Raw genomic sequence first — 17463 nt, 5'->3', positions numbered from 1 at the left:
CCAACCAGGCGCCGACGCCGACGATAGAAATCGCGGGCCAGCACGACACGTCGTTTCTTTAGTGCCGCACCCGGCTCCCATGCAGCCAGTTGATGCTCGCGAAGAGCAGCACGGCGAACACGATCAGCATCGTCGCCACGGCGAGGATCGACGGGTCGATCGAGTCGCGAATCCCGCTCCACATCTGCCGCGGCACGGTTCTTTGATCCGGGCCGCCAATGAACAGAATGACGATGACTTCATCGAACGAGGTCGCGAAAGCGAAGACGCTGCCGGTCGCGACCGCAGGCGTGATGAGCGGCAGGGTCACGCGCCTGAATGTGGCCCAGGGCGTCGCGCCGAGCCCGGAAGCGGCGCGCAACAGACTCTGATCGAACGACAGTAGTGACGCCGTCACGGTGATCACGACAAACGGCGTGCCGAGCGCCGCATGCGCCAGCACCACGCCGGGATACGAGTTCACGAGGCCCAGTGGCGCAAAGATCAGATAGAAACCCGCGGCCACAACGACAATCGGCACGATCATCGGCGAGATGAGGATCGGCATGATTAGCGAGCGCAGCGGAAACTGCGTGCGCGAAATGCCCAGCGCGGCGAGCGTGCCGAGACACGTGGCGATCAGCGTTGACGCCGCGCCGATGCCGATGCTGTTCAGCAGCGATCGCTGCCAGTCCGCGCTCGTGAGCGCCTGCTCATACCAGCGCAGCGAAAAGCCTTGCAACGGGTAGGAGAAGTACGAGCCCGAATTGAACGAGAGCGGGATGATCGCGAGAATTGGCGCAATCAGGAAGAACAGCACAAGCGCTGTATGCAGCCGCACCCAGCGCGCGGCGACGCGTTCCGTCAGCACCTTGTTGCGTTGCTCTTGCATGTCGTTCCCTGGTATGTCAGCGTGTTTAACCGAAGCGCAAGCGGTCGATGCCCACGATGCGGTTGAACAGAAAATAGAAAATCGCCGTGAAGATCACGAGATACGCCGAGAGCGCTCCGGCGAGGCCCCAGTTGAGTTGCGTGTTGGTCTGTATCGCAATGAGCTGGCTGATCATCTCGTCGCCTGCGCCGCCAAGCAGCGCGGGTGTGATGTAGTAGCCGAGCGCGAGCACGAACACGAGGAAGCAGCCCGCTCCCACGCCGGGGAGCGTCTGCGGAATGTAGATCCGCACGAACGCTGTGAACGGGTGCGCCCCGAGCGATTGCGCGGCCCGCACGTACACGGGCGATACGCTTTTCATCACCGAATAGATCGCGAGAATCATGTACGGCAGGAGCACATGCGTCATGCCGATGAGCACGCCGGCGCGGTTGAAGATGAGCGGCAGTGGATGGGTGGTGAGTCCGAGACCCATCAGCAGGCTGTTGATGACGCCGCCCGGTTGCAGCAAAACGTACCACGCGGTCGTGCGCACGAGCAGCGAGGTCCAGAACGGTACGATCACGAAGAGCATCAGGCGGTTGCCGCTTTTCGCGGGCAAGTTCGCGAGCAGCCATGCGACCGGATAGCCTAGCACGAGGCACAGCAGCGTGACCGTGGCGCTGATCGAGATCGTGCGCACGAACGCCTGCCGATAGACCGAAGCGTTGTCCGGCACGAACGCGACCGCGCCTTGCGGTGTCACATGCGCATCGACGGCCGCAAGCAGATAGTCCGGCGTGGGCGACGTGGCGGCGCGCTTCAGCAAGCGCCAGGTCTCCGGCGAATTCCAGCGTTGGTCGAGTTCGACGAGCGCCGGTTTCCACGCGGGCGGCGCATCGGCGGGCAACTGGCGCGCGGTGCGCATCAACAGGCTACGGAACTCGGCCTGATCGAAGTTCAGCCGCCGCGCGACAGTGCCGAGCTGTCCGCTTTGCTGCGCCTCCCTGAGCCCCGCGGCGAGCAGGGCGAACATGCGCTCGTCCGGCACGCCGCTCCCGTCCCATGCATCGAGCGCGCGGGTAAGCGCGGGCATGCTGTCGGGCACTTCGCGGTTCTCCACGCTGCGCGCGAGCAGGAGCGCGATCGGCGCGATGAACGTCGATAGCAGAAACACGATCAGCGGCAGCGCGAGCAACAGCGCCTGCACCGAAGCGCGGCGGCGCGCCTTTTGAAACGACGCGCGGCCGTCGGCTCTCGTCGGAGAGCCCGGGGCCGTGGCGCGGGCCGAAGCGGGCATGTGAGTAGTCAAGTCGGGCTCTCGTCGGACGGTTGTATTACTGCGTCAGCCACACCTGGAAGCGCTTATTGATCTGGTCCGCGTTGTCGGCCCAGAAGTTCGCGTTGATCTGCAAGGCGCGCTTGAAGTTCTCGGGCGCGGTCGGCAGATCGGCGAGGCGTTGCTTGTCGATCAGCGCGATCGCGTCCTTGCGCGGCGGCGCATAGGCGATGTACTTCGACAGATCCGCATACGCCTTCGGCTGCGAAGCGGAGGCGATGAATTTCGCGGCGGCGTCGGCGTGCTTCGCGCCCGTCGGAACGGCCCACCAGTCGAAGTCGTAGACCTGCGCGTCCCACACGGTCTTGAATGGCTTGTTGTCCTTCTTCGCGGCGTCGGAAATGCGGCCGTTGTAGGCCTGCGTCATCACGACCGCGCCGTCCGCGAGCAACTGCGGCGCCTGGGCACCCGCTTCCCACCACACGATGTTCGGCTTGATCGTGTCGAGCTTCTTGAACGCGCGATCCACGCCGGCGGGCGTCCCGAGCACTTTGTAGACGTCCTTCGGATCGACGCCGTCCGCAATCAACGCCCATTCCATGGTGACCTTCGGCGACTTGCGCAGGCCGCGCTTGCCCGGGAATTTCTGCAGATCGAAGAAGTCGTTGAGGGTGGTCGGGGCGGTCTTGAGCTTGCTCGCGTCGTACGCGTAGACCGTGGACCAGACCATGCTCGCGACCGCGCAATCGCTGATCGTTCCGGGGATGAAGTCGCTCGTCTTGCCGATCGTCTTCTTGTCGAACTTCTGCAGAAGGCCTTCGTCGCAGGCGGTGATCGCATCGTTCGTTTCGAGGTCGATCAGGTCCCACGTGGTGTTCTTCGCCTGCTCCATCGCGGAGAGCTTCGCCAGGCCGCCGTCATACGATTCGGTCGAGAAGCCGATGCCGGTGGCCTGGGTGAACGGTTCGAAATAGGCCTTCTTTGCCGCCGCTTCGTATGCACCGCCGAAGGTCACGACGGAGAGCGTTTCCGCCGCCTGGGTGGTCGCGGTGGTAAAAGCGGCTGCTGCGAGTACTGCGAGTGCGACGTTTTGTGTTTTGATGAGAGTGCGCATTTTAGTTGGCTCCTGCAGGTGCGGTCGTGATGATGGAGGGTGAGAGCGGGGTGGATGCGGGGATCACGGGCGCGCTACGTGGCACGCTCATCGCGAGAATCTTGCAGTCGTCGTGGCGCCATGCGATCTCGATCTCGCTGCCGGGCGAAGGCAGCGCATGGCGCTGTGTATTGGGCACTTTCACGACAAAGGAATCGCGCGAACCGAGCGCGAGGTGCACGCGGTGATGATCGCCGCAATACACCAGTTCCTGGACATGTGCGCGCACCACGTTGCTGTGTTCATCGACGTGCGCGCCTTCGCTCGGGATATGCGCGCGTTCGGGGCGCAGCGCCAGCATCGCTTCGTCACCCGCGCGCAGGCCGGGTTCGCTGCGGCCGCGAATGACGCTGCCGTCCGAGAGCGCGAGCGTCGCCCAGTCCTCGCCCACACTGACGACGCGCCCAGTCAGCCCGTTGTTCTCGCCGACGAAGTTCGCGACGAAGGCGTTCTGCGCGTTCTCGTAGAGTTCGCTGGGCGTGGCGGCTTGCTGAATCCGGCCGTCGGAGAACACGGCGACGCGGTCCGACATGGTCAGCGCTTCGGCCTGATCGTGCGTCACGTAGACGATCGTCAGCGACAACTCGCGATGCAGACGCATGATTTCGTATTGCATGGTTTCGCGCAGGCGCTTGTCGAGCGCGCCGAGCGGCTCGTCCATCAGCACGACACTCGGCTCGAACACGAGCGCGCGCGCGAGCGCCACGCGCTGCTGCTGTCCGCCGGAGAGCTGCGCGGGACGCCGGTTCGCCAGATGCGGCAGCTCGATCATTTCGAGCGCGCGCTTCACGCGCGTTTTCTGGTCAGCACGGCTGACGCGCCGCACGGAGAGCGGAAACGCGACGTTCTCCGCAATCGTCAGATGGGGAAAGAGCGCGTAGTTCTGAAACACCATGCCGATGTCGCGCTGATGCGGCGGCTTGTCGTCGAGCCGGCGGCCGTCGAGGCGAATCTCGCCGTGCGTGGGCGATTCGAATCCCGCGAGCATCATGAGCGTAGTCGTCTTACCCGAACCGGACGGGCCGAGCAGCGACAGGAATTCTCCCTTGCGCACGTCGAGGTTCAAGTCATCGACGACGTATTGGGCGCCGTCGTACGATTTGCTCACGCCCGAGAACGAAATGAAAGAAGGGTTTGACATCGTGATCGCGTCCTGTCGATGGTGCGTCGTAATCAATGCGTGCCAAGCGGCGTCGCGCCGATCTTGCTGGCGATATAGCGCGCGAAGTCATAGTTGGGACGTTCGAGAGGGCTCAGGTGACCGGGCTTCGCGAGCGGCGCATGCACGCCGTGAAAGACGGCTTCCACGCCGCGTTTATCTTCCGCGTTCACTTCGTCGAGCAGCTTCTTCAACGTCGTCATATGCGCGTTGGCCTCGGGATCGGCGATGAACTCCGGCGCAAGGCCGCCGCCGAAGCGGATATGCACGCGCTCCACGCCTTGAGGCTGCAGCACGAGATACCAGAAGTAACCCGGCGTCAGCGTGACGAGATGCGTCGGGTAGATCGCGAGCAGCGCCGTGGTCTTGCGCCAATGTCCCGTGAGGCGCGTGTTGTCCGGATGCGCGTTGCCGATGGGCAATGACGCTTCCTTGGTGATCCAGTGATAGTTGAAGGCGGGATAACCCGGCGGGCATTCCATTTCTTCAAGCCGCGAATGCGGTCCTACCGTCGCGCGATGCAGCATGGGCAGGTGGTAGCTTTCCATGAAGTTTTCCGCGAGGATCTTCCAGTTCGTGTCCCACACGTGCTCTTCATGGAAAGTTTCGATGTAGTCCGACATGCCGTATGCGCCGATGAGTTCACTCAGTCTGGCGAGCTGCGCCTGAACGGGCGGCGCGTGTTCGTCGAGTGTCACGTAGATCCAGCCTTGCCATTCTTCACAGCGTACGGTGGGCAGCCTGTAGCTTTCCTTGCAAAAACTCTCTTGCCGATCCATGAGCGGCGCGCCTTGCAATGCGCCGTCCAGCGAATAGTTCCACGCGTGATAGGGGCAGACGATGCGGCGCACGTTGCCACGTCCTTCGAGCAGCACCGACATGCGATGCAGGCACACATTCGACATCGCCTTGAGCTGCATCTGTTCGTTGCGCAATACGACGATCGGTTGCGCTCCGAGCCGCGCCGTCATGTAATCGCCGGGCACTTTGAGCGCACTGGCGCGGCCGACGCATTGCCATTCACGCTCGAATATAGCGCGCTCTTCCAGTGTGAGGAATTCGGGCGACGTATAGACGCCGGGCGGCATCGCATGCGCATCGCCGAATGGCCGTTCGCAACCCGTCTGCAGTTCGTCGACAAGTGCTTGCACTGCGATCGTCCTTGCCGGGTTGGCCATGGTGTCCCCCTTGATTCGTCACGGTGAGAGCGCGTCAACGCGAGGCTTTACGGCGTAGCGCTCAACATGCACACCAATCTATCAAGCCAAATTGCAAGCCAAAATATTGTTTTCAGATACAAAGCAAAGCTTTTGCCTATGCAGCGTGCGCAGGCTTGAAGCAGACAATCGCGCTTGCCTCATCATGCGTCGAAATGCAGCCTCTGGATATAGGTCTCGCAGAACGACGCGAAGCGATGCACAACCTGGCGCGGCTTCATCGTGCGCGATTGCGCGATGCCGAGCATCGTTGCATTGACGTTGTCTTTGAAACGCTTAATGACGAACTCTTCGCCATCCACAGTGCGATTCGATTTGAGCGGAAAGTTCAGGAGGCTGTAGCCGAGACCGTTGGCCACCATGCCGCGCACGACCTCCGGCTGCGACGAACGGAACGCGGGCACGGGACGGCTGCCCACCGAATCGAAGAGTGCGGCGAAATACTCGCGGCTGTGCGGCAGGTCGAGCATCACATACGGCTCGGACAAGAGGTCGGCGAGCGATACCTTGCGCGCGCGTGCTAGACGATGCGTCTTCGGCAGGATCGCATAGGGCGGCAGTGAGAGCAGCGGCGTGAAGGCGATCTCCTCGGTCAGGTCGAGGCTGTAGGTGAGGGCAATGTCGAGCGAGCCGTCGTGCAGGCCGCGTAAGAGGCCATCCTGATGCGCCTCGACAGTGCGGAACGAGATGCCCGCGTGCTCGTCGATGAATCGGCTGATTAGCCGCGGCATGAGCGGCGGCGCAAGCGAGACGAGGCAGCCGAGCGTGATGGCGCCCGTCATGCCGCCGTCCATTTCCTTCGCGGTCGTCTGCAATTCCTCTGCAAACTTCAGAAGATTGCGCGCTTGCCCGAGCAGATCGCGACCGGCTTGCGTGAGCGAGAGACCGCTCGCGTGATGCCGTATGAAGAGTTGCACGCCGAATGATACTTCGAGATCCGCGAGCGCCGTCGAGATCGACGGCTGTGAAATGTGCAGGCGCTTCGCGGCGGCGGTGAAGGACAGCACTTCCGCAGTGACCACGAAATAGCGCAACTGACGCAACGAGTAGCGTAACGGTTGACTCTCCATCGACGACGCTCCGTGTTCCAGGTCTCCAATGGGCGGCATTGTGAATTGGTCAAAAAGCCTTGCATAGGTAAATCCGATGCTATGCATTTTTTAAATATATTTTTCAAATTCTGATAGGGCGCGTAGATTTTTACGAGAGACAACGGACCGGGCGGCAACGCATTGTCGGAAAACACGACCTGGTCTGCAACGATTGCGAGGCGCTCAAAGGCCGCGACGCCGCGATCAAATCGAAATATTCCGCCTTTTTTAGAAGGACACAGCCATGACAGTGGAAACAACGTCAATCGACACGCTCGTAGTCGGCGCCGGTCAGGCCGGCGTCGCCATCAGCGAACATCTGAGCAAGCTTGGCGTGCCGCATCTCGTGCTGGAACGCGCCCGTATCGCCGAGCGCTGGCGCACGGGACGCTGGGATTCGCTGGTTGCCAATGGCCCCGCGTGGCACGATCGTTTTCCCAATCTCGAGTTCGCGGACTTCAATCCCGACGCATTCGCTTCGAAGGAGCAGGTCGCGGATTATTTCGTCGCTTATGCGAAGAAGTTCGAAGCGCCGATCCGCACTGGCGTGGAAGTGAAGAAGGTCGTGCGCAATGCGGGGCGGCAGGGCTTCACCGTCGAAACCTCGGAAGGCACGATCGAGGCCAATCGCGTGGTGGTCGCAACCGGGCCTTTCCAGCGTGCCGTCATTCCGCCCATCGCGCCGCAAGATTCGAGTCTTACGCAGATTCATTCCGCCGACTATCGCAATCCCGATCAATTGCCCGAAGGGGGCGTGCTGGTGGTCGGTGCGGGATCGTCGGGCGTGCAAATCGCGGACGAGTTGCAACGCGCGGGTAAGCGCGTCTATCTGTCGGTCGGCGCGCACGATCGTCCGCCGCGCGGCTATCGCGGCCGCGACTTCTGCTGGTGGCTCGGCGTGCTCGGCGAATGGGATGCAGAGGTCATGAAGCCGGGCAGGGAGCACGTCACGATTGCGGTGAGCGGTTCGCGCGGCGGCCATACGGTGGACTTCCGGCGTCTCGCGAATCAGGGCATCACGCTCGTGGGTCTGACGAAATCGTTCGATGACGGCGTGGTGACCTTCGAAGCGGATCTCGCGGAGAACATCGCGCGCGGCGACGAAAACTATCTGTCGCTGCTGGATGCGGCCGACGCCTATGCCGAGCGCAACGGTCTCGATCTTCCCGAAGAGCCTGAAGCGCGCGTCATTCCCGCGGATCCGGAATGCGTGACGCACCCGTTGCACGATCTCGATCTGGCGAAAGCCGGCGTGACGTCGATTATCTGGGCAACCGGTTATGCCGTCGATTTCAGCTGGTTGAACGTCAACGCCTTCGATGAAAAGGGTAAGCCGAAACATCAGCGCGGCGTATCGAAGGAGCCTGGCATTTATTTCCTCGGTCTGCCCTGGCTATCGCGCCGTGGCTCCGCATTCATCTGGGGCGTGTGGCATGACGCGAAGCACATCGCTGATCACATCGTCACGCAGCGCAAATACGCGGCTTATTACGGCGACGCGCAACACCAGGCACAGAGCTGCGGCGAGGAAAGCGTTGAAAGCGTTGAAAACACATCCGCCGATTCACGCGTCCACAAAGTCAGCGAGTTCGGCGTGAATTGATGCGTACGCTCTCTAATCCGCGATCCATTTCTTCCTAGCATTAAGGTGCATTGATGAACCAACCTACGCATACCCGTATCCGCATGTTCAACACGAAGGATACATATCCGAACCAGACGCTCGACAACGATCTTTGCCAGGCCGTGCGCGCCGGCAACACGGTCTATGTGCGCGGTCAGGTGGGCACGGATTTCGACGGCCGCCTGGTCGGCATCGGCGATCCGCGCGCCCAGGCCGAGCAAGCGATGAAGAACGTGAAGCAGTTACTGGAAGAAGCGGGCAGCGACCTGTCCCACATCGTCAAGACGACGACGTTCCTGACCGACATCCGCTACCGCGAGCCGGTCTATCAGGAAGTCGGAAAGTGGTTGAAGGGCGTGTTTCCTATTTCGACCGGCCTGGTGGTGGTCGCATTGGGTCAGCCGCAGTGGTTGATGGAGATCGACGTCGTCGCGGTCATTCCGGATGGATGGACGCCGCCGAAAGCCTGAGGAGCGGAACATGACATTCTCAATCGTCGGACGTTGTCCGGAGTCCGGGCAGCTTGGAATTGCGATCAGTTCGTCCAGCATCGCGGTGGGCGCTCGATGCCCGTGGGTCCGCGCAGGCGTGGGCGCGGTGGCGACGCAGAACATCACGCTGCCCGCGCTAGGCCCGCAGATTCTCGATCTTCTGGAGCACGGGCAACTCGATCCCGCCGCGGCATTGGACCGCGTGCTCGGTGCGAGCGAGTGGAGCGAATACCGCCAGGTCACAGTGATCGACGCGCAGGGCCGAACGGCGTTCTTTAGCGGCAAGGAAGCGCTGGGCACGTATCACGCCGTCGCCGGCAAGCAGTGTGTAGCGGCAGGCAACATGCTCGTTGGCGTCGAAGTGATCGAGGCCATGCTTCCGGCGTTCGAGCAGGCATCCGGCACGCTTGCCGATCGCCTGCTCGCGGGCATGCATGCCGCGATAGCCGCCGGCGGCGAAGCCGGGCCCGTGCATTCGGCGGCGCTCAAGATCGTGGGCGACGTGAGCTGGCCGATCGTCGATTTGCGGGTCGATTGGGCGGATGACGACCCCATCGGCCAGCTCGACGGCCTATGGCAAGCGTATCGGCCGCAGATGCAGGACTACCTGACCCGAGCGTTGAATCCGACCGCCGCGCCGAGCTACGGAGTGCCCGGCAATGAATGACAGATCTAGCCGCGCGCTGCTCGAACGGCTGATCGGCTTCGCCACGGTCAGCCGCGACTCCAATCTGGACATGATCGAATTCATCCGACGTTACCTCGATCAGCTCGGTGTCGAGAGCGAGTTGTTCTACAACGCCGAACGCACCAAGGCGAATCTGTTCGCGACCATCGGTCCGCGTGAGGGCGGCGGCATCGTGCTGTCCGGCCATACCGACGTGGTGCCCGTCGATGGCCAGGCATGGACCGTCGATCCTTTTCGCCTCACCGAGCGCGACGGGCGGTTATATGGCCGCGGCACGGCCGACATGAAGGGGTTTATCGCTTCGGTGCTGGCGGCGGTGCCCGGGTTGCTCGAACACGAGTTGAAGCTGCCGGTCCACCTCGCTTTTTCGTACGACGAAGAAGTTGGATGCCTCGGGGTGCGACCCATGCTCGCGGAATTGGCGCAGCGTGCGCACAAGCCGGCCCTGTGCCTGATCGGCGAGCCGACCGGGCTTAAGCCGGTACTGGGCCACAAGGGCAAGCTGGCGATGCGCTGTCAGGTGAAAGGCGCGCCTTGCCATTCGGCCTATGCGCCGTATGGCGTCAACGCCATCCAATACGCGGCGCGGATGATCGGCCGTCTGGAAGAGATCGGCGAGCAGTTGGCGCAGCCCGAACATCACGACGAGCGATTCGATCCGCCGTTCTCGACCGTGCAGACGGGCGTGATCAACGGCGGCCGTGCGCTCAACATCGTGCCGGCCGAATGCGAGTTCGACTTCGAAGTGCGCGCGCTGCCTGGCTTCGACGCAAACCAGGTAGCCGACCAGTTGCAGACCTACGCCGAGGCCGAGTTGCTACCGAAGATGCGCGCAGTGAAGTCCGACACCGACATCCGCCTGCAACCGCTGTCTGCCTATCCGGGATTGGCCACTTCTCCCGACAGCGACGCGGCGCGTCTTCTGGCGCTGCTCAGCGGCTCTATCGAGTTCGGCACGGTCGCATTCGGCACCGAAGGCGGCCTCTTCGATCAGGCGGGCATTCCAACCGTGGTCTGCGGACCCGGCAGCATGGACCAAGGGCATAAGCCGGACGAATTCGTCACCGTGGAGCAATTGCGCGATTGCGATGCGATGCTGGCTCGCCTGGCGGATTACGTTTCGGCCGCATCCTGAGACGTGTACATCGAGGACGCATGGGACCGGAGTAAGGCGCTGAAGCGCCAACTCCGGTCGACACAACAGAAGGAGACGAACTTGAATACTTCGGAACACAATGCCCCGGCATTGATCGAAAAACACACCATCGGTTATGTGCCGCCCGAGGATCGCCATGGCAAGGTGCGCGATCTGTTCACACTATGGTTCGGCGGCAACATCGCTCCCTTGCCCATCGTCACCGGCGCGCTCGGCGTGCAGATCTTCCACTTGAACTTGCTGTGGGGCATCGTGGCGATCGTCGTCGGTCAGGCCGTCGGCGGCGTGCTGATGGCGTTGCATTCGGCGCAGGGCCCGCAAATGGGCATCCCGCAGATGATTCAGAGCCGCGCGCAGTTCGGTTCATGGGGCGCGCTGCTGGTCACCGTGATCGCAGGCGTGATGTACGTCGGCTTCTTCGCGTCCAATATCGTGCTCGCCGGGAAGTCTCTTCATGGCATCGAAAAGGGCATTCCGGTTCCTGTCGGCATCGTGATCGGCGCGTTGGGGTCAGGGCTGATTGGGATCATCGGTTACCGGATCATCCATATCCTGAACCGCATCGGAACCTGGGTACTCGGGATCGGCATCTTCATCGGATTCGGCTATATCCTCACGCATATCGCGACGGACGATTTTCTGACGCGCGGCGGATTCAACATCGCCGGCTGGCTCGCGACCGTTTCGCTGTCGGCGCTCTGGCAAATCGCTTTCGCCCCGTACGTTTCCGACTATTCGCGCTATCTGCCGCAGAACGTGCGCGTCGCATCGACGTTCTGGGCGACCTACCTCGGCTGTACGATCGGCTCGACGCTCGCGTTCGTTTTCGGCGCGGTAGCCGTGCTCGCGGTGGCGCCCGGCGCCGACGCGATGGACGCCGTCAAGCAGGCCACCGGACCGCTCGGGCTGCCGATGCTCGTCCTCTTCCTGCTGAGCGTGATCAGTCATAACGCGCTGAACCTGTACGGCGCGGTGCTCGCGGCCATCACGTCGCTGCAGACATTCGCCTATCGCTGGATTCCCACGGCGAAAGCGCGGGCCGTGCTGTCGATTGCGATTCTCCTTGCATGCTGCTATGGAGCGATCGGCGCGTCGACGAATTTCGTCGGCAACCTGGTCGATCTCGTGCTTGCACTGCTGGTCGTGCTGGTGCCGTGGACCGCGATCAATCTGATCGACTTCTATGTGATCCACAAGGGCAAATACGACATCCAGTCGATCTTCCAGGCGGACGGCGGCATCTACGGCCGCTTCAATCCACAGGCGCTGATTGCCTATGGGATCGGCATCCTCGTGCAGATTCCGTTCATGAACACGCCGATGTATGCGGGTCCCGTGCCGAAGTATCTAGACGGTGCGGATCTGTCGTGGGTTATCGGACTGCTTCTGACGTCACCGCTGTATTACTGGCTCGCGTCGCGGGACACCGAATATCGGCGCAGGCAAACGGGTGCAGGTGTCACAGGTTGTGCGGCGAGACAGTCATGACTGTTGGGGGGCTTGCGCGTGGGAGCATGGAGACGCTCAGTGTATGAAGACGAGTGTCCCCATCAGCGGCCGCGCGGCGAGCGCCGCGTGCCCTTGACCGGAGGCTTCGACACCGTACTGTCGGGTTCCTCAAGACCCGGCAGTACGAGTTCTTCCATTAACGCCAGTGTCCGCAGGCAGAACTCGTTGCCCGCAGCGCGTTCCGCCTCCGAAAAGTGTGCCATCGCAGGCGCGATCGACGACTCTTCCGCCAGCTTGACGATCGCCTTCTCAACGACATCAAGGCCTTTCCTGGTCAGATGCACGATGAATCCGCCGCCGTGACTTGGGTCATGCTGACGTTCCACCAGGCCAAGGCTCGCGAGACGGTCGATCTTTTTGGTTATTGCGCCCGAGGTCACGAGTAGCGCCCGGTACAAGTCCGTCGGGCGCTTCGCGTACGGGTGGCCGCTGCGGCGCAGTGCCAGCAGCACACGCATGTCCGACCCGCTAATACCACACAGGCCCTGGCACATTTTGTCGAACGACTGCTCTACGAGCGTGCCGAGCCGCATGAAATAGATCGCGAGCAGGAAGTTGGAGAGATCGAGCCCGCTGTGTTCACGTTGCCACTGCAGCGTGATGAATTCGATCAGGCTGCTACCAGGAAGATGCGGTTTCCTGGCGGGCTCCGACTGTTCCACTACCGCATTCTTGCGGGTTCGGGTAGACGCGGGTCGCTTGGGTGCGGCGATGCTCATCTCGATGACTTCCTTGGAAGGATATTCACTCCCGGCAAATTGTAGCGGGACTGGCTCAATATGGCCGCGCACAATTGTACGTAAAATTTCCGGCAGCGAGTCAAAGATCAGGCGCCCAATGGGCGTCGTTATACCGCTTGCACCGCGTTGCGCAATACGTCGGCTATCTGGCGCTGGGCCAACGTCGCCGCGTCGACCTGGCCGCGCATACTGTAAAAGGTATGCAGCATGCCGAGGTATCGCACGCACGTCGCCGGAACGCCCGCTTCGGCCAATTTCCGCGCGTAGGCTTCGCCATCGTCGCACAAGGCATCGCACTCAGCGGTGATGACAATGGCCGGTGGAAGCCCCGCATGGTTGTCGGCAAGGAGCGGCGAGAGCTTCCAGCTTGTGGGCGTCACACCATGATCCAGTGCATACGTGCGAAATGCGTACTCGACGTCGGCCTTGCGCTGCATGAAGCCTTCGGCATAAGTGGACAGCGAGGCCACCTGCTGACGGGCATCGGTTGCCGGATAGACGAGTGCCTGGGCGAGAATGCGCGGCTTGGCGTGGTCCCGCGCAAGCAGGCAGACCACTGCCGCGAGATTGCCGCCGGCCGACTCGCCGAACACGGTCAAGCGTTCAGACGGAAGCCCCTGTTCGTGCCCGTGCTCGGCGACCCAGCAGGTCGCGGCCCACACATCGTCCAACGCTGCAGGGAAGGGGTGCTCGGGCGCGAGCCGATAGTCGACACTGACCACCGCCAGTCCGGAGTCGTTGGCCAGATGCCGGCATACCGCGTCGAAGCTGTCCCGATTGCCCATCAGCCATCCGCCGCCGTGAAAGGCCATCGTGACCCCGGTGGCGCCTTCCGGATGGTAGATGCGTACGGGGATTTCGGCGTCGAAACCCGGAATGACGAGATCGAAAACCTTGTCGATACGGGGCCCGGATTCCCGTGCGGCAGTGCGTGCGGCGATGCCTGCGCGCGCCTCCTCGGGGCTCACCTCGGCCATGCTCGGTTTCGCCGCGGCGTTGGCGGCGATAGCTCGAAGCGACGGGTGAATGGGGTTTTGAGAGGAAGAAGACATCGTCGATTTCAGGGAGTCGGAGTCGCCGAGGGAGCGAACGTGATGGAGGGAATGGCGGCAAGGACGCTGAGGCCGCCATCGACAGTGATGATTTCACCGGCCATATGGGCGCTCAGGTCCGAGGCCAGGAACAACAGGTGGCCCGCGATTTCTGCCGGCGTGGCAGCCCGGCCAATCGGAATCGCCTTACCGACTTTGGCCCACGTCGCTTCGTCCAGCCGCTGATTCAGTCGTGGCGTGCGGACGAAACCCGGCGACACTGCATTGATGCGCACGTTGTGAGGGGCATACTCGACGCCCGCGCAGCGCACGAGGTGATGCAATGCCGCCTTCGACGCCGCGTAGGCAACCTCGTTCGGCACAGCGCGATCGCCGGCGAGCGAGCCGACAAACGCAAAGGTGCCGCCGCCATCGGCCTTCATCATTTCGCCGGCAATCTGAATCGCGAGGTACGCGTGGCGTACGACGATATCGAATTGCTGGTCCCACGACGCATCGTCGACGGCGGATAGCGGTTTGATTCCCGCGACACCGATGATATCGACGACGCCATGGACGCGGCCGAAGTGCTGGCGCGCAGTGTCGAATACGCGCTGCATGTCGACGCGAGATGTTGCGTCCGCCACGCACGGTATCCCGGCCACGGCGTCTGCAATGTTCCGGGCGAGCGCCTCGTCGCGGTCGACGCAGAGCACGCGAGCACCGGCCTGTGCCAGTGCGCGAACGGTCTGCTCGCCGATACCCTGGCCGGCGCCAAGCACGACAAAACCGCGACCGTCGAGTCGCAACAAGGACAAGTAGTCCGGAACGTCGTTGTAGGTGTTGTTGGTCATGCGAGTCTCCTTCTCAGGCTGCCACTACCTGGCGATGTGACGGCAGCAGGTCTTGCCAGGCCACACCGTCTTCGAGTTGTCGGTCGCAGGCGCTCACGCCCCGGAGGTCGAGGCCGAGCGCGGGCGGTTGCTGGTTTTGCGTCACGCGCTTGATCGAATCCAGCAGCACACGGCGCACGCGCACGACAGCCTGGTCGGCGGGCACCAGATGCTCGCGCGAGCGGTCGTAGAGAGGGCCCTGAGACAGCCCGATCGTTGCGTCCTCTACCTCGACGCCGCGCAATCCGGTCCAGCTTTCCTTCATCAACTCGCGGCTCTGGCCAAAGGTGTCCGTCCAACCCGCCGTGAACGTGCAATTCTTACGGTCATAGTACGCGGGGTCGTTCAGCCCGAGCAATTCGATGATCTTCTCTTCACTCACTGGGGCGTCGCCGTGAACGACGATGTAGGTGCTGGTGTGCGTGTCGTCTTCGGGGACTTCGAGGACGGTGAACTGAAACGCCGGGGCCGGGATGATGCGGCCATACGGGACGATAAATGGGACCACGCGTGCGTTACGGACTCCCGGGTCATCGGTCTTGCGCAGAGCGACATAGTGGAAGCCGAACGCCGTCTCTTCGATTTTCAGAGCCGGTTCCAGGTCATTAGATGCGAGCGCCGCGGGATTGATGACGTCGGGGTTGCGTGTGAACTCGTTGTCTTTCCAGCCGGGGCGCGCCATGTTGGTGTGCAGGACGCCGACATGAGAGCTGTCCTCGCCACCTTCGACCAGCTGCAGATAGTTGCAGGAGACGTTGACGCGCAGCACGACGCGATGGTTCGGTTCTGCGTCCATGAAGGCATAGCGGGAAAACGCCGGGAGCAACTCGAGCGGCCCGACATACGCCCAGACAATGCCGCCTTCCTCGCGTACTGGAAAGGCGGGTGCCTTCATCCGCGACGCGTACTTCGGATCGGCGTGGTTCGGCGTTTCCATGACGGTGCCGGACGCGCTGAACTTCCAGCCGTGATACAGGCAGCGGATGCCGCCTTCCTCGACTCTTCCAAGTGCGAGCGATGCGCCCCGGTGCATGCACAACTCTTCCAGAAAGCCGACCTTGCCCTCGGTGTCGCGGAACGCGACATAGTTCTCGCCGAGCAGACGGACGCGCAGTGGCGCGCAGTCCGTATGCGGCAACTGGGCTGAGGTGCACACTGGGTGCCAGAAGCGTCGCATCAAGGTGCCTCCAGGAGTATCTGGACCGATACGGCAAAGAATTTCGTTGTCTTGGTGACTCAACATGTATAGCTCCTTTCTTGACTGTCTTTATTGACTGCGCTCTGCGCGTGTACCGTGGGATGAAACGATCCGATGGTGTGGAACCAGAGTGCGCCAGTTCTCGTCGATACCGATCTCACCGGACACGCCGATTGCGCTGCCGGAATCCGCTCGCAGCGCGGCTATGTCCTGCTGGTCGCGGGCCGCTCGGGCGTACGTCAGCAAGCAGCGCTGAAGACGACTGATCGCGATGTCGGCAGTGGATAGCATTTCCTGCGACCGGTCGCGAATCGCGCCGCTCGACACGCTGCACGCGGCGTCTTCCTGCGTGATGCCGTCAAAGCCGGTGAAGTGACCATTCCGCTGCAGCCCGCGGTCCTGGCGGTAGCCATTGGCGACGGACATTGCGGCCGAAGAGTCACAGGTGTCGGCCGTCATGCCGTATTTGCGCAGCGTCGGCTCATCCAGGCCCACGAACGTGAGTTGCTCACTGCGCAACGGTTCTTCGCCAATGCGCTTGTCGGCGTCCCACCACACGTGATACAGATTGCAGCGCTCGTCGCTCACCGGGACGATTGCAAGCCAGACATCCCCGTTCGCGTTGGCGATGAAGCAGGGTGCGATGAACGCTGTGACTCGAGCGATACGTTTGTCGCCGGTTTGGCGAATTGCGACATAGTGGAAACCGAAGTCGGTCTCGTCTGCTTCGATCTTTGGGGTTGCGTCGAACTGCATGTGCGAAGTCTTTTTCGCATAGTCGAGATTGGAGTCGTTAGTCCTGGCCAGCGCGGAACTATGAAGGACGGTCAAATGCGATGAGTCGACGAGACCTTCCATCACCTGAACAAAATTGGCGTTGATGACTGCGCAGGCGTTGATACGGTGTGCGTCCGGCTGGTCCATAAAGGCCGTGTGCGGGAAGGGGGGTTCTTCACCCTTGGGACCCAGATAACCCCAGACGATCCCACCCGCTTCCCGCACCGGGTAGGTTCGACCCTTGATACGCTCCTTGAATTTCGGGTCCTCGATGTTCGGGGTCTCGAGAACAGTCCCGTCCACCGCAAACTTCCAGCCGTGATAGATGCAGCGCAGGCCATCGCCTTCCGAGCGGGCCAACTGCATTGAAGCACCCCGGTGCAGGCAACCCTCCGCATAGAGGCCGGGACGACCCTGCTGGTCGCGCCACACGACAAATCGCTCGCCCAGCAGCTCGATCGTCTGTGGCTCTCCATTCGCCTGCGGCATGTCCGACGACTGGATGACGGGCAGCCAGAAGCGGCGCATTGCCTCGCCCATGGCCGTACCTACTCCGATGCGGCACATCAATTCGTTATCTTGCTTGGTCAACATGTTGATCCCCTCG

Annotated in this window: 16 protein-coding genes; 5 read left to right on the top strand and 11 right to left on the bottom strand. The window is 62.2% G+C overall.

What is annotated here, in order from left to right; translation table 11 throughout:
• Positions 1 to 58: 58 nt before the first annotated feature.
• The 6 genes from HF916_RS40640 to HF916_RS40615 form a co-directional block, all read right to left on the bottom strand.
• A complete protein-coding gene (locus HF916_RS40640; protein WP_168794334.1) occupies positions 59 to 871 on the bottom strand; it encodes an ABC transporter permease in 813 nt (270 codons plus the stop codon).
• 25 nt (positions 872 to 896) lie between these two features.
• A complete protein-coding gene (locus tag HF916_RS40635; RefSeq protein WP_168795826.1) occupies positions 897 to 2150 on the bottom strand; it encodes an ABC transporter permease in 1254 nt (417 codons plus the stop codon).
• Positions 2151 to 2187: 37 nt separating this feature from the next.
• Entirely contained in the window at positions 2188 to 3243 is a 1056-nt protein-coding gene (locus HF916_RS40630; RefSeq protein ID WP_168794333.1) for an ABC transporter substrate-binding protein, read from the bottom strand.
• A 1-nt stretch (position 3244) separates the two neighbouring features.
• Complete coding sequence (locus tag HF916_RS40625) at positions 3245 to 4423, bottom strand: ABC transporter ATP-binding protein (RefSeq protein ID WP_168794332.1); 1179 nt, start codon at positions 4421 to 4423, stop codon at positions 3245 to 3247.
• A 32-nt stretch (positions 4424 to 4455) separates the two neighbouring features.
• A complete protein-coding gene (locus HF916_RS40620; RefSeq protein ID WP_168794331.1) occupies positions 4456 to 5619 on the bottom strand; it encodes an SRPBCC family protein in 1164 nt (387 codons plus the stop codon).
• 182 nt (positions 5620 to 5801) lie between these two features.
• Complete coding sequence (locus HF916_RS40615) at positions 5802 to 6728, bottom strand: LysR family transcriptional regulator (RefSeq protein ID WP_168794330.1); 927 nt, start codon at positions 6726 to 6728, stop codon at positions 5802 to 5804.
• 265 nt (positions 6729 to 6993) lie between these two features.
• On the opposite strand from HF916_RS40615, the gene HF916_RS40610 reads away from it, so the two are divergent.
• From HF916_RS40610 to HF916_RS40590, 5 genes are all read left to right on the top strand, one after another.
• Positions 6994 to 8352 carry a flavin-containing monooxygenase gene (locus HF916_RS40610; RefSeq protein ID WP_168794329.1) on the top strand — a complete coding sequence of 453 codons (1359 nt, stop codon included), beginning with the start codon at positions 6994 to 6996 and terminating at the stop codon, positions 8350 to 8352.
• Positions 8353 to 8405: 53 nt separating this feature from the next.
• On the top strand, positions 8406 to 8843 hold the full coding sequence (locus HF916_RS40605) for a RidA family protein (protein WP_168794328.1): 438 nt from the start codon (positions 8406 to 8408) through the stop codon (positions 8841 to 8843).
• 10 nt (positions 8844 to 8853) lie between these two features.
• Complete coding sequence (locus tag HF916_RS40600) at positions 8854 to 9531, top strand: DUF1028 domain-containing protein (protein WP_168794327.1); 678 nt, start codon at positions 8854 to 8856, stop codon at positions 9529 to 9531.
• Positions 9524 to 10687, top strand: a complete 1164-nt coding sequence (gene argE / locus HF916_RS40595; RefSeq protein WP_168794326.1) for an acetylornithine deacetylase — start codon at positions 9524 to 9526, stop codon at positions 10685 to 10687. The genes HF916_RS40600 and argE overlap by 8 nt, the downstream gene beginning before the upstream one ends.
• An 81-nt stretch (positions 10688 to 10768) precedes the next feature.
• The gene (locus HF916_RS40590; RefSeq protein ID WP_168794325.1) at positions 10769 to 12196 is read left to right on the top strand and encodes a purine-cytosine permease family protein; all 1428 of its coding nucleotides are present in this window, start codon (positions 10769 to 10771) and stop codon (positions 12194 to 12196) included.
• Positions 12197 to 12258: 62 nt separating this feature from the next.
• Here the strand turns inward: HF916_RS40590 and HF916_RS40585 are convergent, their stop codons facing one another.
• The 5 genes from HF916_RS40585 to HF916_RS40565 all read right to left on the bottom strand — a co-directional run bounded on the left by HF916_RS40585 (position 12259) and on the right by HF916_RS40565 (position 17450).
• Positions 12259 to 12936, bottom strand: a complete 678-nt coding sequence (locus tag HF916_RS40585; protein ID WP_168795825.1) for a MarR family winged helix-turn-helix transcriptional regulator — start codon at positions 12934 to 12936, stop codon at positions 12259 to 12261.
• Between the two features lie 128 nt (positions 12937 to 13064).
• On the bottom strand, positions 13065 to 13934 hold the full coding sequence (locus HF916_RS40580; RefSeq protein ID WP_168794324.1) for an alpha/beta hydrolase: 870 nt from the start codon (positions 13932 to 13934) through the stop codon (positions 13065 to 13067).
• An 83-nt stretch (positions 13935 to 14017) separates the two neighbouring features.
• Positions 14018 to 14842, bottom strand: a complete 825-nt coding sequence (locus HF916_RS40575; protein WP_168794323.1) for an SDR family NAD(P)-dependent oxidoreductase — start codon at positions 14840 to 14842, stop codon at positions 14018 to 14020.
• Between the two features lie 13 nt (positions 14843 to 14855).
• Complete coding sequence (locus HF916_RS40570; protein WP_168794322.1) at positions 14856 to 16124, bottom strand: Rieske 2Fe-2S domain-containing protein; 1269 nt, start codon at positions 16122 to 16124, stop codon at positions 14856 to 14858.
• Positions 16125 to 16148: 24 nt separating this feature from the next.
• Positions 16149 to 17450 carry a Rieske 2Fe-2S domain-containing protein gene (locus HF916_RS40565; protein WP_168794321.1) on the bottom strand — a complete coding sequence of 434 codons (1302 nt, stop codon included), beginning with the start codon at positions 17448 to 17450 and terminating at the stop codon, positions 16149 to 16151.
• Positions 17451 to 17463 lie beyond the last annotated feature (13 nt).

It is taken from the genome of Paraburkholderia aromaticivorans (assembly GCF_012689525.1).
GTDB lineage: Bacteria > Pseudomonadota > Gammaproteobacteria > Burkholderiales > Burkholderiaceae > Paraburkholderia > Paraburkholderia aromaticivorans_A.
Note: the sequence above shows the minus strand (reverse complement) of the source record. Positions and strands in the feature narration are given on the sequence as shown.